General features: G+C 31.8%; 17 protein-coding genes and 1 pseudogene. 3 read left to right on the plus strand and 15 right to left on the minus strand.

The window, feature by feature from the left end; all coding sequences use genetic code 11:
• Positions 1 to 583: 583 nt before the first annotated feature.
• Positions 584 to 658 (plus strand): annotated as a pseudogene (locus tag F8162_RS29495) (undecaprenyl-diphosphatase); the annotation flags it as partial.
• Positions 659 to 677: 19 nt separating this feature from the next.
• On the opposite strand, the gene bla reads toward F8162_RS29495, so the two are convergent.
• Positions 678 to 1,604 carry a class A beta-lactamase Bla1 gene (gene bla, locus F8162_RS22505; RefSeq protein WP_413226532.1) on the minus strand — a complete coding sequence of 309 codons (927 nt, stop codon included), beginning with the start codon at positions 1,602 to 1,604 and terminating at the stop codon, positions 678 to 680.
• Between the two features lie 279 nt (positions 1,605 to 1,883).
• Positions 1,884 to 4,019, minus strand: a complete 2,136-nt coding sequence (locus F8162_RS22510; RefSeq protein ID WP_151630411.1) for a peptidoglycan D,D-transpeptidase FtsI family protein — start codon at positions 4,017 to 4,019, stop codon at positions 1,884 to 1,886.
• 349 nt (positions 4,020 to 4,368) lie between these two features.
• Here F8162_RS22510 and F8162_RS22515 point away from each other — a divergent pair, with 349 nt between their 5' ends.
• Entirely contained in the window at positions 4,369 to 6,126 is a 1,758-nt protein-coding gene (locus F8162_RS22515) for a peptidoglycan D,D-transpeptidase FtsI family protein (protein WP_151630410.1), read from the plus strand.
• Positions 6,127 to 6,137: 11 nt separating this feature from the next.
• Here F8162_RS22515 and F8162_RS22520 read toward each other — a convergent pair whose 3' ends face one another.
• The 12 genes from F8162_RS22520 to F8162_RS22585 all read right to left on the minus strand — a co-directional run bounded on the left by F8162_RS22520 (position 6,138) and on the right by F8162_RS22585 (position 22,345).
• Entirely contained in the window at positions 6,138 to 6,965 is an 828-nt protein-coding gene (locus tag F8162_RS22520; protein WP_151630409.1) for an SH3 domain-containing protein, read from the minus strand.
• The gene (locus F8162_RS22525; protein WP_000393076.1) at positions 6,955 to 7,488 is read right to left on the minus strand and encodes an RNA polymerase sigma factor; all 534 of its coding nucleotides are present in this window, start codon (positions 7,486 to 7,488) and stop codon (positions 6,955 to 6,957) included. The genes F8162_RS22520 and F8162_RS22525 overlap by 11 nt, the downstream gene beginning before the upstream one ends.
• Positions 7,489 to 8,052: 564 nt before the next feature.
• A complete protein-coding gene (locus F8162_RS22530; protein ID WP_151630408.1) occupies positions 8,053 to 10,020 on the minus strand; it encodes a penicillin-binding transpeptidase domain-containing protein in 1,968 nt (655 codons plus the stop codon).
• A 390-nt stretch (positions 10,021 to 10,410) separates the two neighbouring features.
• Complete coding sequence (locus F8162_RS22535; RefSeq protein ID WP_151630407.1) at positions 10,411 to 11,004, minus strand: SGNH/GDSL hydrolase family protein; 594 nt, start codon at positions 11,002 to 11,004, stop codon at positions 10,411 to 10,413.
• 200 nt (positions 11,005 to 11,204) lie between these two features.
• Positions 11,205 to 12,353 (minus strand): acyltransferase family protein, encoded by a 1,149-nt coding sequence (locus tag F8162_RS22540; protein WP_151630406.1) that lies wholly within the window; start codon positions 12,351 to 12,353, stop codon positions 11,205 to 11,207.
• A gap of 667 nt (positions 12,354 to 13,020) precedes the next feature.
• Positions 13,021 to 14,334 (minus strand): D-alanyl-D-alanine carboxypeptidase family protein, encoded by a 1,314-nt coding sequence (locus tag F8162_RS22545; RefSeq protein WP_318826072.1) that lies wholly within the window; start codon positions 14,332 to 14,334, stop codon positions 13,021 to 13,023.
• Between the two features lie 520 nt (positions 14,335 to 14,854).
• Positions 14,855 to 15,937, minus strand: a complete 1,083-nt coding sequence (locus tag F8162_RS22555) for a sensor histidine kinase (RefSeq protein ID WP_151630404.1) — start codon at positions 15,935 to 15,937, stop codon at positions 14,855 to 14,857.
• Positions 15,934 to 16,620, minus strand: coding sequence for a response regulator transcription factor (locus tag F8162_RS22560; RefSeq protein ID WP_000444075.1), 687 nt, complete (start codon positions 16,618 to 16,620; stop codon positions 15,934 to 15,936). The genes F8162_RS22555 and F8162_RS22560 overlap by 4 nt, the downstream gene beginning before the upstream one ends.
• Positions 16,621 to 16,845: 225 nt before the next feature.
• Positions 16,846 to 18,036, minus strand: a complete 1,191-nt coding sequence (locus F8162_RS22565; RefSeq protein ID WP_151630403.1) for a hypothetical protein — start codon at positions 18,034 to 18,036, stop codon at positions 16,846 to 16,848.
• Positions 18,037 to 18,560: 524 nt separating this feature from the next.
• Positions 18,561 to 20,408 (minus strand): ABC transporter permease, encoded by a 1,848-nt coding sequence (locus tag F8162_RS22570; RefSeq protein ID WP_151630402.1) that lies wholly within the window; start codon positions 20,406 to 20,408, stop codon positions 18,561 to 18,563.
• Between the two features lie 16 nt (positions 20,409 to 20,424).
• Positions 20,425 to 21,186 carry an ABC transporter ATP-binding protein gene (locus F8162_RS22575; RefSeq protein ID WP_151630401.1) on the minus strand — a complete coding sequence of 254 codons (762 nt, stop codon included), beginning with the start codon at positions 21,184 to 21,186 and terminating at the stop codon, positions 20,425 to 20,427.
• A 499-nt stretch (positions 21,187 to 21,685) separates the two neighbouring features.
• The gene (locus F8162_RS22585; RefSeq protein ID WP_151630400.1) at positions 21,686 to 22,345 is read right to left on the minus strand and encodes a CatB-related O-acetyltransferase; all 660 of its coding nucleotides are present in this window, start codon (positions 22,343 to 22,345) and stop codon (positions 21,686 to 21,688) included.
• A gap of 440 nt (positions 22,346 to 22,785) precedes the next feature.
• On the opposite strand from F8162_RS22585, the gene F8162_RS22590 reads away from it, so the two are divergent.
• Positions 22,786 to 23,256: a DUF5065 family protein gene (locus F8162_RS22590; protein WP_151630399.1), complete on the plus strand. Its 471-nt coding sequence runs from the start codon at positions 22,786 to 22,788 to the stop codon at positions 23,254 to 23,256.
• 426 nt (positions 23,257 to 23,682) lie between these two features.
• Here the strand turns inward: F8162_RS22590 and pepD are convergent, their stop codons facing one another.
• On the minus strand, positions 23,683 to 25,152 hold the full coding sequence (pepD, locus tag F8162_RS22595) for a beta-Ala-His dipeptidase (RefSeq protein ID WP_151630398.1): 1,470 nt from the start codon (positions 25,150 to 25,152) through the stop codon (positions 23,683 to 23,685).
• Positions 25,153 to 25,319: the final 167 nt, after the last annotated feature.

The following is a 25,319-nucleotide window of genomic DNA, read 5'->3' on the forward strand; positions in this document are numbered from 1 at the left end:
TTTACAGTTTTAATCGTAAATGTTGTACAACCTAACGTTAGGATTTCATCACACACACTTGAGGAGAGAAATTTTTTCGATAGAGTAATCGTATCTCGTTTTTTATTTATTTTTGATAGAATATAAGGACCTTACTTCCCCCTCATTTTAAACACTATGTTTTTCATAAGTAAACCTGAAAATCACATTGATTAAATTTGATTTTTCAGATATTTATTGTTCGAATTTAAAAATATTATATTTAAAAAAGTTAAATACAAATTTCATTTCATAAAGTGAAATAATTATACTATGATAATTAAACATAAAAATTCTTTGATTCCCTTAAATCTATATGAATCCCCTTACCTAAAAATGATTTTAATATAATTTAATAGTGATTAGCACATATGTGTCTTTTATATGGATATGTAAAATTACATATCCATATAGGAGTATCTAGCTTAACTACTCCAAAATATTATTATCGTATACATAATAATATTATTGCTACGAACACCACAGGAGAAAATTTCCCTCATGCACTTTAGTGGATACATTGTCCATGAAATAATAATTTTCGCTTATATACTTACTATTCATTATAGGAATACAAAAAAGCGATTCTTTTCACATTAAAAAGAATCGCTTTCCAAGTTCATATTTTCAATTACATTAAATAAAGAATTGAGAGATTATTACCTGAGAGCTTTAACTATAACTTCAGCTGCCTCTGCAATTAGTTGATTATCATAGGTAGCCTCTTTCTCATCTTTACTAGATAAAATTGCGATGATAATAGGTGCTCTATTCGGAGGCCAAACGATAGCAATATCATTTCGTGTCCCATAACTTCCAGCTCCTGATTTATCTCCAACTATCCAGTCAGTTGGTACGCCTGCACGAATAAGTTTGTCTCCTGTAGCATTTCCTTTCATCCACTCTGTAAGAATGTTACGTTTATGAGCTGGAAGCGCATTTCCGACCGTTAAAGCTTTCAGATTCGTAGCAATTGCTTTCGCTGTACTAGTGTCACGAATATCTCCTGGAATAGCCTCGTTTAACTCTGTCTCAAAGCGATCAGCCATAGTAATCCGATCACCCATCTGTCTAAGCGCTTTTTCATATCCTTTAGGTCCACCTATTTTATTAAATAAAATGTTCCCTGCAGTATTATCACTGGAACGAACGGCGGCCTCAGCAATTTCTCCTAGTGTCATTCCGGTATCTACATGTTTCTCTGTAACAGGTGAATATTCCACTAAGTCGTCTTTCGTATAAGTGATAACTTCATTTAATTTATTAGTTGAGTTTTGCTGTAGCAATACTCCTGCGGCTAACGCCTTGTAGGTTGATGCAAAGGCAAATCTTTCGTTAGGTCGATAAGCAATTGTTTGATGTGTACCCGTATCAATAGCATACACACCTAATCGAGCATCAAATTTTTTCTCAAGTTGAGAGAATTCTTTATATGTCGCATGCTTTTTATGTTTAACTTGCCCTGTCTTTTCCTTCGCTTCAACTTGCAATGCCCCTCCTGTAAAAGTTTCTAGGCTTGTAAGACTTAAACCTAATATACCAATGCATATTCCTATTTTTAGCATCCTCTTATTTTTCAAAATCATCATTCCTTTCAAATTTTCAATACTGAAAACAAGTAGTAAATTCAATACAATGTATCTATTTGAATACCTGTTTTTATACGTACACATAATAGACCATCTAAGAAACAAGTTTGTTCCATAAATTTAAAACCTTTTTTAACTAGTAACCAAGATATTAACAAAAATAAGAGAAAGCAACTATGATAGCTACTAACTCTTATTTCAAATCTTACTTTTTCTTTAACTTATAAAGGCTTTTATATAAACAGGATCTCTTCCCCTGAGAAAAGTACACAATTATTAATGATTTTGATTCGAACTCTCTGTACTAGCAATTTCACCTTGTATACGTTGCTTTTTCAAATCAAAGTATACATCTAAAACTTCCTTTCCAATTATAGAATTAATACCATTTTTATCATCATGAAGCCATGGGACTACTACTGAGAATGCTACTTCTGGATTATCATATGGGGCGTATCCAACTAACGTTAAGTTGTAACATTCCATACGTTCCCCTTTCGCATTTCTACCAATTGGATCATCTCCACCATATACAGTTTGAGCTGTCCCTGTCTTTCCTGCTGGTTTATATGGAGCATTTTTGAAATATTTCACGCCAGTTCCATCACCTTCTTGGAATACCCATCTAAATCCTTCTTTTATTCGATCAATATGTTCTGTCTTCATATCAATTCGATTTAATACGACAGGCTCTATAGAGCGTATAACTTTGCCAACCTCTTCTTCTTTTATTGATTGCTCTCGTATTTCTTGTACAATTTGAGGTTGCATTCTATAACCTCCATTAGCAATCGTTGAAATATATTGCGCCAATTGCAACGGTGTATACGTATCATACTGCCCGATAGAAAAATCTAGTAAAAACCCAGGCTGACTATCTACTTTTCTAGTTTGTCCAACTATTTCATTCGGTAAATCAATACCTGTTGGAACTCCTAATCCAAATTGTTTAAAATAATAGCGCATCGTATCAAATGCTTCTTGTTTTATATCCAATGAACCATTTGGTACGTAATTAACTCCCGCAATTTTTAAAGCTGTCTGGAACATGTATACATTCGAAGATACTTGTAGCGCTCGTAAATCATTAATATTACCAAATCCAGATACATTCCACGATTTCTTAGCTTGTGTACCTTTAAATTTCATAGGTGCATCATAAAATTGATCTCCTGGCTGTATTGCCCCTGTCTCATATCCAGTTAATACAGTTGCACCTTTTACAGCTGACCCTAGCTCATAGGAAGTTGTCATGTTACCTAATGCCAAATCCTCAATCTCTAATTTCCCTTCTTTTTCTACAATCTTTTTGCCTGCCATAGATAAAATCTGTCCGTTATTTGGATTCGTCATGACGACAAAAGCTCGGTCCAACAGTGGCTCTGAACTCTTAAACGCTCTCAAATTTTTCTCTATACTTTCTTCCACTTTCTTTTGTAATTCCATATCAATCGTTAATGTTAAACTATTACCACTTTTTCCTTTAGAGATTATCTCTGTGTTTATAATGTTTCCTGATTTATCAGTAATGTTTTTCATTTCTTCTTTTGTACCGTGTAACACATCTTCATATCGTTGTTCAATATAACTTTTTCCTACACGATCATTACGGTTATATCCACGTACCAAATAAGAATCTAAGTTTTCTTTCGGTAACCCTTCTTCACTACTCGTAATATTACCCAACACAGAACGGAATAAATTACCATTTACATAATTACGTTCCCAATCAACTGTTGCATCTACTCCTGGAAACTCAGCAAGATTTTCACTTATTCGCGCATACTCTTCATCTGTTACATCTTTTTTTATAATTTGTGGTGTTAGTTGATAACCAGAACTCATTTTACTTTTAATAGCTAACACCTTTAAATCTTGTGCTGTTAATTCTGCCAATTCTAATTCTGTAACACGACTTCGTCTTAAGTCTTCTATTTTTTTATCTAACTCTTTTCCCTCTACTCCCTTATCTTTTAACTTTTCTATATCTTTTTTAGTAATCATTGTCTCCGCACGTTGCCTATTCAACTGCATCCAAAAATCTTTTTTATCGATGTCTGTTAATTTATTTATATCTTGTTCAGGCATTTCAAGCACTTTCGCTAAGTCTTTTGCTGTTTTTAAAATATCTTCACTAGTAATTCCCTTTACCCTTGTATACGTAATCGTACGAAGAGATTTATTATTAACAACTGTTTTCCCTTCTCGATCTAGTATTTGTCCACGTGGAACTGGAATGCTAGTAGTTGCGTTTTGACTGCTTTCTACTTGATTCTTATAAGCCTCTCCCTCTACGATTTGCACCTTTCCTAGCTGAACAATAATAGCTGAGAATAGTAAAAATATGCAAAGGAACATTATATTTAATCGTATAGATATATACGTCTTGTTCTTTCCTTTTTGTTTTTCCATAAATCCTCCATTTAATTCCTTATATGTTACATACCGATGACCGATTATAAATATCGTTTCGACTTTTTTGCTAAATCCTTGTTAGCACTCATCCCTTTTCGTTTAGCTACGTAATTCATAACTCTCCTTTCCTGTTTTCTCTCTATTTTTTGTCGCTAGCATTAGAAATGCTAAACTATATACTGGCCCATATAAAACTTACACATAGATTTGCTAAAAACTTTTCATACTGATTATTCCTTTCTTCATGCTGTAATACTTAATAGACAACCTAAATAATAAAGTTGTTCCACATTTACAAAAAAAATAATTAACTATAATATGGAATAGGCTATAAAGGGAGGGTTTTATGTTACATACAAAAATAAAAAGATGGAGATATATAGCGGTTCTTTCTATTGTAAGTGTGATTTTAATAATTTTGTTTAACAGTAATTTCATTTCAATTACTATCGAAACTTCTTCGACCGAAAGAGGACAAATACTTGATCGAAATGGTGTAATACTAGCTACAAATAAGAAAGTTAAGTCTCTATATTGCACTTTCAATGATGAGAAGCTATCGAAACAAGATGCAGCAAACACATTGGCTTTTTTCAATCAATTTTCAAGCGAGTTTCAACATGACATTTCTACAGAGGACATAAAATCTCAATTACAACAATCTTGTAAAAAGCAGACTATGAATGATATATCGTTATACTCTGACATAACTGAGAATGAACTTGCATTCATAAACAAAAACAAACCCAATAATGTAATAATCAAAGATGAAGTGATTCGATATTATCCTAAGCGTGGAATTGGTTCACAAGTAATTGGGTATGTAGAAAATGCCCTTAATGTACCCGTTGGAAAAAGCGGGATTGAGCTACAATATGAAAATGATTTAAAAGGAAAACCCGGAAAAACTCTTATTTTTAAAGTGAATAATAAAAAGTTCTTATGGAACATGCAAAAAGTACAAAAAGGAAAAGATGTCCGGCTAGCTTTAGACTCTAAGTTGCAGCAAAAAACAGAGGAAGCATTAAGATCTCAAATCAAGAAAATAACTGATGTTAATGCTGGTTATGTTGTGGTAACCGATGTGAAAAATGGCGCAATTTTAACTATGGCCAACTCAGCAGTGTTTGATCCAAATACATTATATGAACAAGTATCATCTAAAAAAGAAAACATCAAATCACTTTCGCAAAATAAAGCAATTCAAAAATTAAAGTATGGTGAATCTTATGTAAATATGGCCTCTACTATAAAGCCACTTACTATTTTAATTGGATTAAACGAAAAGCTTTTTCAACCTGAAGATACTTATTTAGATAAAGGTACTTTTCAATATGATAATCAAAATAACATTACGAATGCACCTGGAACGCCAACAGGTGAGATTACACCGAGGCAGGCTATCATTAATTCATCTAACACATTTATGACAGCCAAAGTAGCTCTACCCTTATTCAACCAAAATAATGGGAATATAGAAAAAGTTGCACATATATGGACAGAGTATTTAAAACAATTCGGCCTTCGTTCTAAAACCGGGGTTGATTTACCTTTTGAAGAAGACGGACAATATGAATTTCATCCAACAAACAAGTTTGAAAATGGTATCTCCGCCTTATTAAATGCCTCTTGGGGAGGAAATGAAGTACACACGCCTCTTCAACTTGCTCAATATGCAGCAACTTTAGCAAGTAAAGGTGATAAATATAAACCTCAAATCGTAAGTGCTATTATTGATCAACATGGTAAGGAAGCAAAAAAGTTTAAACCAATTTTAGAAAGTTCAAATCGTTATCCGATGAACTTTTGGAGTGTCGTGCAAGGTGGGATGAGCCAAAATATAGAGGAAATTAAAAACTTACCCTTTCACGTCGCAGGTAAAACAGGCATAACAGGTGCTCCGAATGAACAAGAAAGAATGATAAACCATTCTCTTTTCATTGCATATGCTCCTACCGAAGATCCACAAATTGCAGTTTCTGTCGTTATTCCTGGTAGTAATTCAGAAAAAAACATTGCTGCTCTTGTTGCATCAGAAATTTTAGATTCTTGGAATACTCTTCAAAAAGAGAATAAAAACAAAGAGGAAGGTTCATTAAAGTGAACCTTCCTCTTTTACCATATAGAATCTATATTCGTTATTTTCCATTTACCTTCACGATCCTTTTCGAACATAAATGAATATTTAATATCAGTTAAAACATACTCTTTTTGTACATATCCAGTATTACCGCTAATTGTCGATATTTTTATATATCCACCATTCTGTATTTTTTCTGGAATCCAAGCTTTTACCATTTCATTAGATACTTCATATAAAACTCGTGATTCTCGATTTGGTTCAGCTAATATTTTCGTTTTATTTCCAGTAACAGTTGCATATATATAATGCGCTTGCTTTGGTTCGTTACTTTCTGTCAATCCACTTGGTACTTTGTATGCTTGCTTTGTATCATTTGTAAATTCTCCCCCCATGGTAAGAGCAACTTGCAACTCATGAAAAATATCTTCATCAAATTTCAATTCATCCTTCTTATAACTCTTCCCTTTAAATAGAACTTCATCATTTAACGCTCTATACAAGTCATTTTCATTTTTTGAATTTGTACTTTGATATAAATCATTCATAAATTGTTTTAATGTTGGATCTTGAGCAGACTCATCTTTTGTTTTAGGCTTAATTTGAGTGCTACTTTGTACCGGTGATTTATTATCATCAAGCCAAGGTTGTTGAACAATAAAAAATAACATTGTACAAACAAAAACAACTACAATAGGTAATGCTTTTTTTTGAAAAGGTTTTTTATGTTTTACAAGATCCACTTCATTATTTTCGTATATAGACTGCTTTATTTTAAAGATAAATTCTTCTTCATCTTTACGATTCTCCATTGGGCCTTTTTTTAATTTTCTATACCAGTCAGGATTTTGTTTATTGTTCATCACTACTACCCTCCCCTATTAATTTTGAAACCTTACTTCTCGCTCGGCTTAATCTTGATTTTACAGTTCCAATGGATACTCCTAGTGTTTCGGCCATTTCTTCATAAGATAATTCATATTTCGCGTCTAAAATTATTATTTCACGGTGTTTTTTAGGTAGTTTTAATACAACATCCCACACTTCATTCATTTCCTCTTGATTAAAAAATTCTTTTTCTGCCGATGGAGATTGCTTATCATCACTAAAAAAACCTACTAATGATATCCTTTTAAAATAGGAGGATTTCAAATAGTTTATTGCTGTATTTCTTGTAATTTTTAATATCCACGTTTTAATAGATGACTCCTTTCGAAATGAATTCCAATTTTTAAATACCTTTATAAATACATCTTGCGTGATATCATCTGATAAGTGTGGATCTTTCGTAATAATAAATGAATAATTCCATACATCTTGCCAATAGTCTTTTATAACATAGTCAAGCTCATCATGAATACACTTTTCAATAAACGTCTCTTCCATTTCCACACCTCGAACTTATTTGAATAAAGATAAAACTGCCCTCACTTTTATTATGGTTTCAATATATAGACAAGATACAAGTTTCATTTGTTCCAATGTTTATCTTTTTTTGATAGAAAAATCCTCCTAAAAATGTAAAGGTGTGCATTTACTTTCATAAAATAATCATCTATACATTCTTTTACATGACAGGCTCCTAAAAACAAGTAAAGCATACAATGTTAAAAATACACTCATAAAAATCTGATTATTATTTGTGCATTTCACGCAATACTCTACTTGTATCACCTATTTTTCTTAGAGCATACTTATTTGTGTGCTCTATTTATGTTTTACTAAATCACTGGTTTTTTGTTTCACTCTTCTATTTACTATCAGCAATGTCACCCTTTCAAAAATGAAAATAAAGATGAGATATCAACTTTCTACACCCACAACAAAAAAGCATTCTCGATTAAGAATAATGCTTTTTCGAAGCTTACTTATACTTTGTTTTGTATGATTTATACCTTGGTGTTAAGCAAACAATGAGTGTAGTAAAAGATTTTACTTTATAATTAATTATCATTTTTGGAAAATATGTTTTATTTTTTCACCTGGTACGTTACTCCCCCCTCTTCCTTTTACATCTTCGATCATCATGGTAACAATCATGTCAGGCTCATTTGCATCAAAAGCTGCAAACCATCCAAGTTCTTTTCCGTCTGCTTCTTTCGACTCTTTCAGTTCTGCTGTACCGGTTTTACCAGCAAGAGTTATACCATCAACCTTAGCAATTCTCCCCGCGCCATCAGGGTCATTAATGACTTTTATTAATGCACTCTTTAATATCTCTTGATTCTTTTTTGAAACCACATTTTCTTTCCAATTCCCTTCTACTTTTGCTTCTTTTAAAAGATGAGGCGACGGAATATTTCCTTCATTTACGATCGGTGCATATGTTAATGCTAAATGAAGTGGTGTCATTAATACTTGTCCTTGTCCGTATCCAGTGTCTGCTAGTTGAATATCATTTTTTATCCCATCTCTTGCAATGATTGAAATAGGAAATTCGTATTCGATTGGTAGTTTTTCATGAAATCCGTATTTCTTAAATTCATTTACATACTGATCTTTTCCCATTTTCAAAGCTTGTTGAGCAAAATAAATATTATCAGAGTACTTCATTGCCTTATCAAAATCAATTGGACTAGCTTCCTTCACACGTGTTACATAATAATTTCCCCAAGATGAATCTTTTGTCCACTTTAATCCTTGAATTTTAAATTCTTCCTTAGGGTTTATAGTGTTTGTTTCCAAACCAATTGCACCTGTAATCGTTTTAAATACGGAACCTGGTACAAATGCTTGTGTGAAACGATTCATCATTGGTAGTTTCGAGTCGTTATTCCATGCTTCTCGTTGGGCTTTTGATGCGCCTCTAACTATTGTATTTGGATTATAAGCAGGGCTACTTACAAGTGCGATAGTTTCACCCGTTTTAGGATTGACCGCTGCACTAGATCCTGCTTCATTTTTCATCTCATTAAAGATTTTTTCTTGAATTGCAGCATCAATTGTTAACGTAACGTTTTCCCCTGCTTTTGCTTCTTTTTTTGCTACATTTTTCATCTCTTTTCCATTCTCATCTTCTATAAATACGCGTCCACCTTTTTCACCACGCAATTTATTCTCTAATACTTTCTCTAAACCTGTCTTACCTACTAAATCATCTGCTTGATACCCTTTTTTTTGAAGCGATTTTAACTCCTCTGCATTCACCTTTCCTATATAACCAGTTAAGTGCGCCGCCGCTTCCCCTAATGAATACGTCCGAATATTTACTGGGCGAGATGAAACTCCTTCTAATTCAATATAATCATTCTGTCTAGTTCCCTCTTTTAAAATACCAATTGGTACAAAGGAATCTGGTTTTATCCATTTCGCTGTAAGCTTCTGATCGACCTCTTCTATAGACATATCAAGTAATTGTGCTACTATTTTTTTTGTCTGCGTTGCCGTTTCACCTAATTTCTCTGGGATAATTCCAACCTCAGTCGCTTTGCCATTCGTTGCAAGACCTTTCCCATTTCGATCATATATTTCTCCGCGTTTTCCTTGTTCTATTTGCATACGTACTTTGTAATCTTTTTTCATACCTGGAAAAATGAAATCTGGTGTCCAATCTATTTTCCAAGATTCCTTTTCTTTCACGAGTTTTGCTTCATGGATAAATGAAGCTGTTCCTCCATCCGTATCCATCTTAACTTCAAAAAGAAAAAGTTCTTTATCTTTAGCATTCTCTCCTGTCGTTTTAACTTTTAAATTCTTAACGCCAATACCTTCATAAATTCTTTGATATTTCTCTGTGAATTCCTTTTTAGAAATCGTTTTTTTTGCATGTTCTGATAAACGATCATACATATTTGCAAATTCTCTATCATTCCATAAATTTATATATTCTTCAAATGCTTGTTTTGACGATTCGTTTTTATTACATCCTACCAATATAACTGCAAAACAAAAGAAAAGCAGCATCCATAATTTTTTCAATTCAATCTTCTCCCTTAGTTAAAAATGTTTATTCCTTTCTTAATAAATTAAATAAAAAATGTTGTAACGCTTAATAGACAGTGTAAGTAATGAAATTGTTCCACATTTACAAAAAAATAATTTATGATTAAGTTCCATTCGAAGGAGAAGATATTAATATTCTTACATACAAAAGGAGCGTATCTAACACTATTATTTAAAATATCTTTTTGTTTAGATTCCCAGCTCATATCCTTTTTGTAGATATTTAATACAAAAAAGAACCCTTATTCTAAGGGTCCTTCAACAAAAAAATTACTTAAAGTTTAATTTATAGACGTTGTATATCCTTCTATTTCGCATCAAAACCCCTGTGCTGTATGCGACTGGGTGATTCGTTCACTCTAAAGCTTATTTAGAAGAGTCATGTACAGGTAAACTACTATGAATTAATTCAGCAACTTTTACATATCCTTTTGAATTTGGATGAATTAAATCCGTAGACCAAAGTGAATTATCATTAACTAATTGATGATTCCAAAAGTCAACATAATGAAGCTTATACTCTCTACTCAGTGAAAGTATAACTTCGTTTGCCTCTAATAATTGTTTTTTTAACATTTGTTTTTTTTCAGAAGAAAATGGAAGCCGAACTGTAAAATCTGGAAGGCTTGCTATAATAATATCAGCATCTGTTTTACTTAATGTATCTATCATAAATTCCATATTGTTCTTATATTCTTGATGATCCCAACGTCCTTTTAAAACATCGTTTGCACCTACAATTATACTAACCAAATCTGGATTAAACGTTAATGCCTTTTCCAATTGCTGTGAGCGAATTTCTTTCGTTACTAACCCACGCTTTGCAAAATTAGCATATTCTATATCGTTTACACAAAGTTGAACAAAATGATCTACCCAGCTTTTTAATGCTATTCCCTCAACTTCATCCCCTATGCCCTCTGTAAAACTATCACCAATCGATACAAATCGCTTCCACATATGTAGTCCCCCTTTATTATTAACCATATCTATACTATACAATAGCTCACACCGTAATTGTTATTTCTAAGTGGTTTTCGATTTCAATTATATTCCACTTTATTATATTTACATTTAGAATCCAAAATTGACCGATTCCTAAGTATACTTAAGAATCGGTCATATTCGTATATTTACTAAAGAAATAAAGTATCTATGAATCATACTTTTTTCAAAAAATTGGTTGTTTTTTGTTTTGCCCAGTTTATACATTTCTTTTCGATTAAATGATACGAAATTATAGAAAAAAGTAGTGTCATTGCAATGCACAAAGTAAGAAGGAAAAAGATAGGTATCTTTGTATACAAAAGTTTAAATAGTACCATCATGATTGGAAAATGACACAAATAGATACTGTATGAAATTTCTCCTAAATATACAAATACACTCTTATTTAAAAATGCTTTTACTTTTAGGTTACTCATAGCCATTATAATAAATATACTAACCCCCATTACGACACCCCAATCTTTTAATAAGAAAGTAGTATCATTACGGGAAATACCATAAATTAAAATGGAATATAAATATAAAATAATCCCTAATGCAATAAGAAATCCTTTTTTAAATTTTTTCATATTCCTATATGAGTAGATAAGTTTTTCCTGATACTTAAAAAGTAACATTCCAACCATAAACATAGATGTAAAATGCAGTGTATCAGCATAACCATTATAAAATCCTTCAGCTTTCCCAATATGCAACATATTAAGAAAAACACTAATGAAAGAAAAGCTCAAAGCAAATAGTATCGTTTTCTTCCAATTCAGTTTATAAAAAAGATGGAATAATAAAGGAAACACAATAGATATACGCATTTCTTGAGCTAATGACCAAATAACTGGATTATAATTTTCCGTAAAAAAATTATTAACAAGCACAAAGTGGTTTAGAATATCTAATTTTGTTATAGACCCTTGCCACCTATCATAGAACCAATCCCGTAGTCCTACCACTTCATACGACGAAAATAAAATAAATAAAACAAAGGTAACGATTATCCAAAAATAATAAGGAATATAGATTCTTACAAATCTCTTAATTAAATATCCCCAATAATTTGTTTTTGAATGATAAAGTGCCATAGATAACACAAAACCACTTAGTACATAAAAAACGATAACAGCTTCCCCACCCGCCCATAAAAACCTAAGCGGGGAAAATTTAATAGAATTAGGCAACGATGGTAGCATTAAACAAAAATGTCCAAATACCACAGTAAGTGCCGCTAACCCTCGTATAGAATCTAATTCTTTTATTCTCTTACTCATAAAATGTTCTCCTTGTAAATTGTAGATTTTGCTGTTCATAAAGGCCACTATACTAGTGTAGTGGGAAAATTGTACATAATGTCTATCTAGATCCCAGATATAAACAGTTCAAAGTCAATCTATGCATCTGTTTTCTGGTCTCCATTTCCTTATATAAATAATTTAAAACAAAATATTTAATACAAAGAAAAGATTTTATTAAATTTTTATAAAATCTAATTACAGAAATAAGTACCGGATATTCATTTTTTATTGTCATTTGATGAAAAAATGAATGTTTTTTCTTCATGTAACTTTATTAAACTAACTTTGTACTAGAATGCTTTGAATCAAAAAATACATAATAAACGCCATCCTTTCTGTATATTTCTACAAAAAGAATAGCGTTTTTTGTTTTTATAGATATAAATTTATCTTAACTTGATTACAATAAGAAAAATTCCGAAGGACCCAATTTAGAAATTAATACCATCTTCCATTCCAAACTATCTACATAAAAATTTATAAAGTGAAACTTTAATCAGGGAGGGTTCTTCATCCCCCACTGATTATTAGTTGAACCAATCGGACTTTTATGGGCAGTTGATCCCCTAACTAAATTCTTTGCTTTCGCTAAATTTTGAGGTGGGGGTCTTACTGCCCATTAAAGCGGGATAAAACTTCGAAACTCTTTTTTTAGATTAATATTTAGTTTCATCCTATAAACTTAGCTTTTTACTATATCAACCGCACTATCCCACATAACGCTAAAAAAAGATCCGATGTTACGCATAAAACGTGTAAACCAATTTGCTTGTTCTATATCAGATTTTGTTACAAGGTCTACTTGTAATGATTTACCTAATAAGAACCCAGGATCTGTACTATCTTTAGGCGAGATAATCATTTTACTAATTGTTACACCTTTTTTAATAGGTGCTTCTTGTTCTTCATTCAATACTTTAAATTCTTTTTTATATACGTCTTTGTTGTTCTTTGGTATCGGAAGTGAAACAGCTTGCTTCGTTTGAACTACTACATCTTTGTCTTTTGCATTTGCTACTCTCACTGTTTCATGCCCTTTTACTACTGAGTCTTTTCCATAGGCCTTCTTCACTTCGAAATTTGCAAATCCGTAATCATATAATTTCTTCGTTTCATCAAAACGTGCTGCATGAGAGTTTGCTTTTATCACTACAGATATTAGACGCATACCGTTTCTTTCTACTGTACCAGTGAAACAATCACCAGCTTCTGGGGTAGTTCCTGTTTTTAACCCATCTACACCTTCGTATTGCTTAATTAAACCTTTTAACATCCAGTTAAAGTTCGTCATATCAATTGGATACTTACCACCCTGTTGGAATGTTTTTTTAGGGATTTTTGCAGTATCTAACATTTTCGGAAAATCTTGAATCAGACGTTGTGCTAAAATCGCACAATCTCTTGCGGACATTTTATTTTTCTCGTCTGGAGTTGTCCCTTTTGGGTGATGTCCTTTTAAATCATAGTTCGTTAAGCCTGTAGAGTTTACAAATTTATAATTTTTCATTCCAAACTCTTTTGACTTATCATTCATCATTTTCACGAAATCGGCTTCTTTTCCAGCAATTTCTTCAACTAAAGCAATTGTCGCACCGTTCGCAGAGTAAATTGCCATTGCCTCATATAACTCTTTTACTGTATAAGAGCCACCATTTTCTAATGGAACGTTTGATAATGAGCGATCTTGCGAAATCTTATATGCATATTCAGAGATTTTAACTTTTTGATCCCATTTAAGTTTTCCTTTATCCACCGCTTCATGGACTAAATATTCACTCATCATTTTTGTCATACTAGCAATTGCTAATGATTCATCTGCATTTTTTTCATATAAAATTTTCCCGGAATTTGCTTCTACTAAAATTGCCGATCCTGCTTCTACATCTATAGCAGAAACTGTTTCCGCTGTTGCTCTTCCAGATGTAACGACCATGCTACAAAATAGTGTAAGCACTGTCACTATTGCAATAAATCTCTTAAAAAACATACCTTTCAATTCTCTTACCTCCAATATCTTTGTACTCAAAAAAGCGTTATTCTAACATAATCCTTCAAAAATAGACAGTGTTATCAAATTCTATATACATATATGACATTAGGACGACTTTCATATAAAACATCTCATCCCACCCTATTAGGCACACTGACACTTAGTATTCCCACACATATCCCTCTTTTTAATACCTTTGTATTTTTCAAAATGATTCGTACTTTCATATTTATTAGGATTATACTTAATAGACAATATAAGTAATACATTTGTTCCACATTTATAAAAAATAAAACCAGTGTGTCCCGATTAAATTTCGAAGCACACCGGTTGCTAAACTTACTATCGTCTCTTCCATTATTCATATCATTGAACTTCCCCCCTCATTCTATTAATTACTTTATAAAAATAATAAATTAACTTGTTAGTATCATGTCTACTATGAATGACCTATTTGAATTATTAACTTAAATAGTTTCTTAAGTTTTAAAAAAAGCTTATGGAACTTTTCATTCCATAAGCCATTCTATATGATCGGATGATCAACAATAAAAGATATCCAACCTTCTTTATATTCTGCATGTATATTACCATTATGAAGTTCAACAATTCTTTTTGAGATAGCGAGTCCCAGTCCATTTCCTTGATTATCTTTTCTTGCCTTATCGCCTCTGAAAAATCTCTCAAATAATTTATTTGGATCGCTAACAGGTGGTTTCTCAGCTTTATTTGATACTTTCAAAATTGCCTTATTATCAATTACTTCAAGACATATTAATAATTTGGATGGCTTCATACTGTACTTTATCGCATTCATAAACAGATTTTCATAAACACGTACCATTTTTTCTACATCCATAAAAATAGGTATTGATTCTTCCGTTATTGATTTTTGAACAATTAAACTTTCCTTTTCAAATATAGGAGTGTATTCCCCAACTATTTGCTCCAACAAACCCGATAAATCAACTTCATTAAAGTTTAACTTGGCATCGTTGTCTGATAAACGGGTGTACTCAAATAATTCATCAATTAGATATTTCAATCTCTGTGATTTTAAATAAGTGGTTTCGAGATATTCCTGTAATTGTGCTTTACTGTCGTATTGCCCTCTTTTTAATAAATCTACATAACCGATAATAGATGTCAATGGTGTGCGTAAGTCATGAGATACGTTGGTTATGAGTTCATTTTTTGTACGTTCCAATCGTCTTTCCTGTTCAAATGTATTCTCCAATTCCTTGGACATGTAATTAATATTTTGAGCAAGTTGAGTCAATTCGTCTTTTCCCTCGATCTCAATTGTCAAACCCAGTTTTCCATTGGCAATATCATTCACATTATCAGAAATAAGCTTCAAATATACTATTTTCTTTCGAACCAATATTAAAAAAATGATTATAAAAGTAAAGATCGCTAACGCGAATATAAGAAATGTAAGCATATTATTTTCAAATGCACTAAGATTATCAAGATAGTGATTTAGAGTTAATGGAATTATGATATATATAAAAGTGAGGATTGTTAAACCAAACGAAACAAAAAAACTAACTGCAACAGCACCAAGAAGTTTTATAATTATCTTATTTCTAAACCTAACCTTCTTCATATTTTGTACCCAATCCCCCAAACAGTTTTAATATAAATTGGATGTTTAGAATCTTCTTCGATTTTGTCTCTTATTTTTGTAATATGTACCATGACGGTATTATCCGATTTATAAAAAACCTCTTTCCAAACTGCTTCATATATTTTTGCAACACTCAGAACAATCCCTTTGTTACGAGCAAGTAGTTCGAGTATATCAAACTCTTTTGGAGTTAGCCTTACTTCCGTACCTCTTATCCATACTTGACGTGTATCTGTATTTACGGTCAAATCACCAATTTCTAGTATACTTTTATCATTATCTGTATTTGTATTATACTTTTTAAACCTTCTTAATTGGGATTTTACTCTAGCGATTAACTCCAACGGATTAAACGGTTTTGATAAATAATCATCGGCACCAGAGGCTAAACCCTGAATTTTGTCTATATCCTCTGATTTTGCAGAAAGCATGATAATAGGCATATTTCTTTCTTCCCTAATCTTCATACACGCTTCAATGCCATCCATATTTGGCATCATAACATCCAAAATAATAAGATCGAATCGCTTTTCTTCTAACAGTTCTAACGCTTCAATAGCATCTTCTGCCTTTTGAGTTTTCAGACCTTCATTTTCCAAATATACAGAGATAAGATTTCTAATCTCTTTATCATCATCAACAATAAGAATTTTTGACTCCATATAATTCCTCCACAATTTTCTCGTATTGAACAACTAAAGGCATAAGCAAGTGGTACATTTTTATACGCCTTTTTATAAACCTGTAATTGAAAGAACAAAAATAATATAATCAGTATAAAAAATAATTGTTTTATGACTCCTTATTTTAATTAATTTTTTTATTACACTATTATTTTATATAACCTATAAAAAGAAAAAATATCCTCTTCAATACGATCTTAAAGGTTATTCTTTTTCAAATTTCATTTTTTGCTCGTTACTTATTTTCACCAGTTTTTCTCCTTGTTCTAAAAGTGTTTCATAGTCATTATTCTCTTTAATTTCTTTAATTTTATTTTCAATTGTGAGTGTATTATTTATATTAAAGTATGTATTTAATACTTCATATGGTGTCTTTCCTTGTTTAATTGCACTATCTTCAATAGCTTCTTTCCATGGTATATTTGCATTATCCATGCTTAATTCAAGCGCTGAACCAGTCTCATATTTTATATTCCGTTCTAAAAACTTTGGAGATTCTGCCTGTCCATTAGCAATAAAGTTGAACGCCTCCATAAAAGTAACATGATATGGCTTCTGTTTCTTTGCAAGTACCATAAGATTTCCACCAGTTAACTTACTATATCGATACTCTAAGTATCGTGCGGAACCTTCTATCGCTTCCGTTTTTGTTTCTCCAATTAATTGAGGCCATTTTTTCAAGCGATAGTTACGTACAATTGTCCAATCATATAATACCTTATTAATACTTTCTGGGTTCGTATCAATCATCGCTTTATCTAATAGCTTAAATTCTAATCCCATTAGCGCGTAATTTTCTTTATTAATCGGATATTCATGAATAAACTCTCCACCATTTGCATCATATGTCCAATCTTTTTGTTTATAAGTATGAAAAGCTTCATGTAATAAGAAAGACGAAAAATCAAAATATAAATCTGGATTACTAAACATTTTAGGATAATATTTTAAATAAAATACATCCATATCGTTCGTATTTATTGTCCCAAAGTTCCAAGGAATCCATGTAGAAATTGTTCTAAAATCAAAACGAGTTAAGCGATAGACTTTAGGTAAATGCAGAGAATTTGAGACCTTTATCTCTTTTGCAAAAATACTATTTTCTAATCCCTTTACATTAACTGCATAAGCTTCTTGTCTAAAGAATCCCCCGTCTTTATTACTACGTATTAGAACCAATGGCATTTTTTCGAAGCGATAATCTTCATTCCAAAGTTTATCACTCGATTCTTCGAAGCTCTTATAGATAGTAGATAATTCTTTTAACATGTTTTGATCCGTGTTATCTAAAGATCTAAACTCTGTATGATATGTTTTATTTAAAATTATGCTTCCCAACATAATCCCTATAAATATTACTAATAAGATTAAAATTACCTTTAAAAATTTTTTCAACATACACTCCTTTTCTAAAACAATAATCCTTATGATGAATAAGGTTTACAAGTTTTATGTTAATTAACACTTTTTTGTGCAAACCCAATTTTATATAATAGCTATTATAAATATAATGAATACAAGATATTATTTTGATAATTGTTCCAGCCTACTAAAATTCCGATTATAGTTATCAATTAATATTGGATGATTATTTAATTTTATTGTAAGGGGATAGTACAAGCATTCCTACAAATGAGGTTAAAGTAGTACTCAATGTAGGAACGATGCTATCTGGCCTATTCATAATTATGATATAGAAAGAATAGTATTTTTCTCTTTTAATTGCTCATACATATCTTCTTATAAGTTATAGATGAAATGCCCCCTACTTGTATTTACTTCTTCCTTACGCTTTCTGCCGCTCATTGCTGCATATTTGTATCTCAAATTCACTTTCTATTTTGCTTACATGGTATTTTTTCATTACATCATAACGAGGGCGAATTATGTTGATAGTTAGTATACATAACATGATTACATTAACCTTCTTTCGGAAGTACAATTCTTTTATATAATTGAACTGTAATCCAGTAGTAAATCGAGTAAATGACTATGAAAATAACAATTGGTAACCAAATTCGAAAATACGGATCAATTAATAGAGGCCCAAACATGTTCATACCAACTAATATGTGAGCAATACCGATAATTGCTGGGACTAGAAATATGAAGAATAACTCCTTATAAATCGATTGTGTTAATAATTCCCGGCGAACACCAATTTTACGAAGCATTTGATAACGTATACTATCTTTAGATGCACCGGATAGAATTTTAAACATTAAGCAACTGGCCATCATTGCTAAAAACGCAATTCCAACGAAGAACCCCATAAACATTAGTCCGCTGGAAAAACTTTGATTCGCCTTATATGTTTGATACTTACTATCCAATTCTTCCACTTTCACATTTTTATATTTAACTTCCTGTAATTCATCAATTTTTTTCCATTCTTTTACGTATGCTCCAAAAACATCTGTTTTCCCAATAAAAACAATATTTTCTTTAACTTTCATACTATCGTATATGTTTTGTTCTACAATTTTTATTTTATGATCAGGATATATATACTTGGGCTGAATTGTTTCGAAAGCGTCGCTCCATTGTTTTGGTTTCCCATCATTTTTAACCCATTGTCTTGACAATGCAAATGCATCCATAGGGATATCCTCTGAAACTTTTATTATCTTCTCATTTTTTCTATCTTTTACTAAAGGACGATTATTCTCTAGCTCTTCTTTTATATAATAAACATACTTATCATCTACTTTGTAGCGATATTCAAGCTTATCTTGAAATACGATACCACTCAAAATTTTCTTTTCTTCAGTTGTTGTATTATGAACTACCGAATCGTAAATTGTTCCTTTATCAGTCTGCTTTAAAACGTCGTTTTTAAATGCCATACCACACGCAATTCCACCTGCTCCAAGGGCTACTAAGATTGCTACCGTTGCAAGCACATTTGTTAGGCCATTAATGCGGAAGTTTAATTGAGCAAAGGTAAAAGCATTAAGTCCTTTTTGACTACGCTTTTTATTACTTTTTATTTTTTTTAGCATAACTGGGAGAAGTGATCCAAACAACATGTAAGTACTAACAGTTGCTGAGATTAATCCAATGGCCATTAATGTAGGAACGGTTCCTAGATTTTTTGCCTGTGGTATATAAAGCAGTGAAGCATAACCAATACCTAACAAAATCAGACCAAGTAAGGCAACTACAATTGTCATTTTTCCTTTTACCGCGACACGCTCTGTTTGTTCATCTGCATGTACAAGCTGTAATACAGAAATACGTGACAATTTAATACTATTCATACTTGCTGATAGTACAAATAATGCAAAGAAGAAGATGCAAGTAACGACCATAGACGGAATGTAGAAAGCTTGGTAAGCTTCTCCAGTTAACTCCAATTGTTTCATTAATAACTGCCCAATACCTTCTGCAAGTGCTACACCAATTGTAATCCCAATCACAAGTGACGCCGCACCTAATATAATTGTTTCAAGGAACATCAGTAATGTAACTTTATACTTTTTTGCTCCTAACATCATATACATACCAAACTCTTTTTGGCGAAGAGATAATAAGAAAGAGTTTGCATACATAATGTAAAAAAATGTTACAATCGCTAATAAAGAGGAACCTATTTGGAATATTAATACAATAGGACCAACGTTTGCGTTAGATTCAATGAACGCTTTATTTAGTGATAGCGTTTGAAACATATAGAAAGTTGAAATAGATACAATAAGACCAATAAGTAATACAATATAATCTTGCAACTTACTTTTTAACCCTGACATGGAAAGTTTAAATAACATGTCCAAACCTCCTTTCTTACGCTTTTTGTGCGCCTAAATCTGCAAGCACATCTAAAATTTCTTTATAAAACTCTTCACGTTTACCACCACGATGAATTTCTTTATATAACTCACCATCTTGAATGAATAAAATGCGCTGACAGTAACTTGCACTGTATGGATCATGCGTAACCATCATAATCGATACGCCTTGTTCTTTATTTAAGTTTGTCATCGCATTAAGTAAACTTGTTGCATTTTTAGAATCAAGAGCTCCTGTTGGCTCGTCCCCTAAAATAATTGCAGGCTCATGCACTAAAGCACGCGCTGCTGCGGAACGCTGTTTCTGCCCACCAGATACTTCAGATGGATACTTTTGAAGTATTGCTGAGATTCCTAACATATCAGCTACCTTCTCTACTTTCTGTCCAATATTTCGTGATGGAACACCTTGAAGTGAAAGTGGAAGTGCAATATTTTCGTAAATAGATAAATTCTCTAATAAGTTAAAGTCTTGGAAAATGAATCCTAATTTTTGCGAACGGAAATCAGAAAGCTCACCTTGCTTCATTTTCGTAATATCCGTTCCTGCAATTTCAATAACGCCATCTGTCGCTTTATCAAGAGTCGAAATTACATTTAATAATGTTGTTTTGCCAGAACCAGATGGCCCCATAATTCCTACAAACTCCTCCTCTTGAATCGAAAATGAAACACCTTTTAATGCGTGTGATTCATTCTCACCTATTTTACCGTACACTTTTCGAATGTTTTTTACGTCTACAACTGGTTTTATCATATACATCCTCCTACGTTTCTATGATTGATAAGCTACTGTTTGGGTTGTTTCTTTTTCGTTTCCACTTGCAATGCCCCATCTGTAAAAGTATTAAACTTGTACCCCACCAAAATATATCTTTTTATTTTTCAAAATAATAAGACCTTTCATATTTTTGCAATACATAAAAATAGATATCAAACAGGATAAATTGTATTCAATTTGGACATCCATTTTTAGGAATACACGTAATAGACAATCTAAGTAATAAATTTGTTCCTATTTTGATAAGAAAGCACTAGATATTTTGTTTAGAAAACAAAATGAATCGCATAAAAGAATCCCTTTTCGCTTTTGTTCAATCATTTGAATTATAAATAAAACATATTAAGAACCACTGGTTATATTTCTTAATTTTTCTTAAGATATTTTATAAAAACTAGACCATAACGGGGAGATTATTTCTAGTACAAATAATAAAAAACTACACCCTATTTAGGATGTAGTTTTTCTAACTGATTTATTTATTTTTCACTTCATTTTTATAAAAAGCAAATAATGGTTCAATGGATGGACTAGATAACAGAGGAATTGCCTTCTCAATCAATTCTCTATCCCAATCAAACCAACGCATTTCCATTAGCATATTCATTTCTGTATCAGTGAATCGTTTCTTTATTTCCTTAGCAGGATTTCCACCAACTATTGTATACGGCGGAACATCTTTACTTACGACAGATCCTGCTGCAACGATTGCGCCTTCACCGATTGTAACGCCAGGCATTATTATAGCATTCATTCCAATCCAAGCATCACTTTTAATGACTGTATCACCCTTCGGTTCATATGAATGTTCAATTTGCTCAGCGAATGGATATACTGTAATCCATTCTGAGTGATGATTATGATTACCACCCATTAAAATGACTACTCCACTGGCAATACAAACATAATTCCCAATAATGAGTTTATCAAGATGCCATCCCATCTGTTCAATTGGATTGAACAGCGCTCGGGACTTAGCATCCCCCCACAAATACCTGACACAACCATCTTCAAAATTTTGATGACCATAATAACCTGAATAATAGGAATACTCTCCTACCTCAATGAGTGGATTTGTTACTATATCTTTTAAATACTTCGTTTCTGACCAATGATTATATAATGGATACTTCATAAGTTTATTCCTCGCTTCTAAGTTATTGTAGATCTTTGTAATTCACTTAGAAGCTTACTACGACTGCTACATTTTTTAGCTTTCTCAAACGACGAATCATTATATTCAAGCCTTTCTTTTATAATAAAAAAATCATAACGTGATAAATTACATAAGTCAAATTGTAAAATTATGTGTTCAAACTTAAGGTGCGCATTGAAATTTTTGTTTTCAAATAATAAATCCCAATTACATATAATAAAGATTTCTTAGCTATACCTCTAACACCTTTCTTTTTATTAGCCTTAACACCCTCGATATAATTCCATTACTTATTAATTTGTCAGATAAATCAATAAATGTTAATATGATTATAGAAGATATTATCATCCATTAGATTTCACAGCTTGTTTTTCACAAAAAAGATTTCTGAATCCTTTATTAACTAGGAGGTTTAGAAGATGAAACTTTTAAAGAAATCAACAATTATTGGTGCGTTGACAATTGGAGGAGTTTTATTATCGAGTACAATTTATACAATCACACCTGTGTCTGCACAATCGCAACTTACACAAAAAGTATCACCATATTTAGATAATTGGCGGTGGCAAAACTATTTTTTATTACATCATAATGCAGATTTTATAGAAGAGTTAGCAGTTGGTGACTTAAAACATGGAGATACATTCGATGTTACTATATATACTGGTGGTAAAGATACTGGTATTGTAAAAATATATCAATTGAGCGGAAATGAAAATGACGAAATAAACTTGCATAGATATAAAACAATGTATGACTCAGGTCTAAAACATGATTATGGTAGATTTGTAACACCTATTACTAAGGTTTATACTCCAGGAACATATGTAGCTGTTATGAAACTTGGAGAAAATTATTATTATGGAGGCAGCTTTAAAATCTCAAAATAATTTACGTTTATCTCATCATTAAAAAAATATTGGATACATTTTTATTAGACAAAAATCACTTTAAAAGCTCCCCTTATATATAGGGAGCTTTTTTGATTGTTTCCCCTTTTTAAGGCTAGAAGAAATCCTTACCTTCTTTATCAATTAGCATTTTTATTCACGAACCATTATTACTTCTTTATGTCCTACAATTCGATATGCAATATTGCATATTCTATATGTTCAATTTTTAAACATGCGATAATTTATTTATACAAGGGTGTAAAATTAGTATTGAAAGGAGAATATTACATGTCTTTCTATTCTTGGTCTCCTCTAGAAATAAAACCCAAAATTAAAAACTAACGCAAAAATAAATTTCTAATAAAACTCTATACAAAAAAGTAGCCTATAAAATTTTATAGGCTACTTTTCATTTCATAAATATTACTTAGCTAATTCTTTCGTACCCTTCATTACATCAACAAAGAATCCCCAATTATTCACAACAGAAGAAATACTAATATGTTCATCTGGGGTGTGGACGTTGAAAATATCTGGACCGAATGAAATTGCATCTAAGTCAGGCATCTTTTGAACGAACGCACTACATTCAATACCTGCATGCACTGCGAAGATTTCAATCTCTTTATTGTATTTTTCTTCATGCACTTTTTCAAACAAATTACGAATTTGTGAATTCGGATTGTATGGCCATTCTGGATACTCTGACTCTATTTCAAATGTTGCACCAACTAATTCGGCAATACATTTAATTTCATCTGCAACATGTTGTTTTAAACTACTTACAGAACTTCTCACTTCGTTACGTAATTTAATTTCATCTTGCAACGTTTCAATAACACCTAAATTTGTTGAACTTTCTACTAGACCTTTAATATCCAAGCTCATACTTTGAATGCCGTTTGGAATTAAGAATAATGATGAAATAAGTTGCTTTTGTGTCTCTTTAGCAAATACTTTTTCTACTTTCTCATCCAATTTTGTAAGTGTAACGTGAACATCTGGATCAACAGCACGCATTTCTTCTTGTAATACTCTTGTCCAAGATTCTAGTTTTTCTTCTACTTTCTCTACATCTTCTGTACGTAATACAATTGTAGCTACACTTTCACGCGGAATTGCATTTGTTTTCAATCCGCCGTGAACTTCACTTATATCAAATTGAATATTTGCTGATAAATCACGTAATACTCGTCCTAATACTTTGTTTGCATTACCGCGTTGTTTATCAATTTCCATACCAGAATGTCCGCCTTTTAAACCACCAACATATAGACGGTATGCATCTGTATTCGCTGGCGCTTCATCCCAAATGACTGGGATTGTTTCAACAGCTTTCGCACCACCTGCGCTACTAACAAGTAATTTATGATCTTCTTCAGAATCAATATTAATAAAAATCTTACCTTCAAAGTGATTTGCATCAACAGCGAAAGCCCCGCCCATTGTTGTTTCTTCTTCAGTAGTAATAACTACTTCAAGTGCTGGATGCGGAATGTCTGTTGAATCTAATAAAGCCATCGCATACGCAACTGCAATACCATTATCAGCACCTAAAGTCGTTTGATTTGCATATAACATGTCCCCAATGATGCGTAATTCAATTGGATCTTTTTCAAAATCATGTACGGTTGCTTGATTTTTCTCACATACCATATCCATATGACCTTGAATGATTATAGCTGGTACATTTTCATAACCAGTGGTTGCTTCTTTTTTAATAATGACATTTAATGCTTCATCTTGAATCACTTCTAAGTTACGCTCTTTTGCAAAGCCAACTAAATAATCACTAATTTCCTTTTCATTGCCCGATCCTCTAGGAATCTTTGAAATTTCTGCAAAATGATAAAATACAGGGTGCTTTGTTAATTGTTCTAAAGTAGAATACATTTTTAAGCTCCTCTCAAAATGACAAAATAATATGTAAGTCTTCTATCATTATACCATGATTCATTATTTTACCTTTCTTTTAACTTTTTAATATATTGTTCATTTTATGGACAACACTCTTACAACATTGTAAGGGGGTTGTAATCTATATCGATTTTTCTCATTTT

Source organism: Bacillus sp. CH140a_4T (genome assembly GCF_008923725.1).
In the GTDB taxonomy this organism is placed as follows: domain Bacteria; phylum Bacillota; class Bacilli; order Bacillales; family Bacillaceae_G; genus Bacillus_A.

What these genes read in the sequence shown, in the direction of transcription:
- F8162_RS22570 (WP_151630402.1), bottom strand. Translation starts at nt 20,408, where the DNA reads ATGTTATTTAAACTTTCCATGTCAGGGTTAAAAAGTAAGTTGCAAGAT.
- F8162_RS22535 (WP_151630407.1), bottom strand. Translation starts at nt 11,004, where the DNA reads ATGTGGAAGCGATTTGTATCGATTGGTGATAGTTTTACAGAGGGCATA.
- F8162_RS22575 (WP_151630401.1), bottom strand. Translation starts at nt 21,186, where the DNA reads ATGATAAAACCAGTTGTAGACGTAAAAAACATTCGAAAAGTGTACGGT.
- F8162_RS22585 (WP_151630400.1), bottom strand. Translation starts at nt 22,345, where the DNA reads ATGAAGTATCCATTATATAATCATTGGTCAGAAACGAAGTATTTAAAA.
- F8162_RS22515 (WP_151630410.1), top strand. Translation starts at nt 4,369, where the DNA reads ATGTTACATACAAAAATAAAAAGATGGAGATATATAGCGGTTCTTTCT.
- F8162_RS22520 (WP_151630409.1), bottom strand. Translation starts at nt 6,965, where the DNA reads ATGAACAATAAACAAAATCCTGACTGGTATAGAAAATTAAAAAAAGGC.
- F8162_RS22525 (WP_000393076.1), bottom strand. Translation starts at nt 7,488, where the DNA reads ATGGAAGAGACGTTTATTGAAAAGTGTATTCATGATGAGCTTGACTAT.
- F8162_RS22555 (WP_151630404.1), bottom strand. Translation starts at nt 15,937, where the DNA reads ATGAAGAAGGTTAGGTTTAGAAATAAGATAATTATAAAACTTCTTGGT.
- pepD (WP_151630398.1), bottom strand. Translation starts at nt 25,152, where the DNA reads ATGTATTCTACTTTAGAACAATTAACAAAGCACCCTGTATTTTATCAT.
- F8162_RS22540 (WP_151630406.1), bottom strand. Translation starts at nt 12,353, where the DNA reads ATGAACAGCAAAATCTACAATTTACAAGGAGAACATTTTATGAGTAAG.
- F8162_RS22590 (WP_151630399.1), top strand. Translation starts at nt 22,786, where the DNA reads ATGAAACTTTTAAAGAAATCAACAATTATTGGTGCGTTGACAATTGGA.
- bla (WP_413226532.1), bottom strand. Translation starts at nt 1,604, where the DNA reads ATGATTTTGAAAAATAAGAGGATGCTAAAAATAGGAATATGCATTGGT.
- F8162_RS22510 (WP_151630411.1), bottom strand. Translation starts at nt 4,019, where the DNA reads ATGGAAAAACAAAAAGGAAAGAACAAGACGTATATATCTATACGATTA.
- F8162_RS22560 (WP_000444075.1), bottom strand. Translation starts at nt 16,620, where the DNA reads ATGGAGTCAAAAATTCTTATTGTTGATGATGATAAAGAGATTAGAAAT.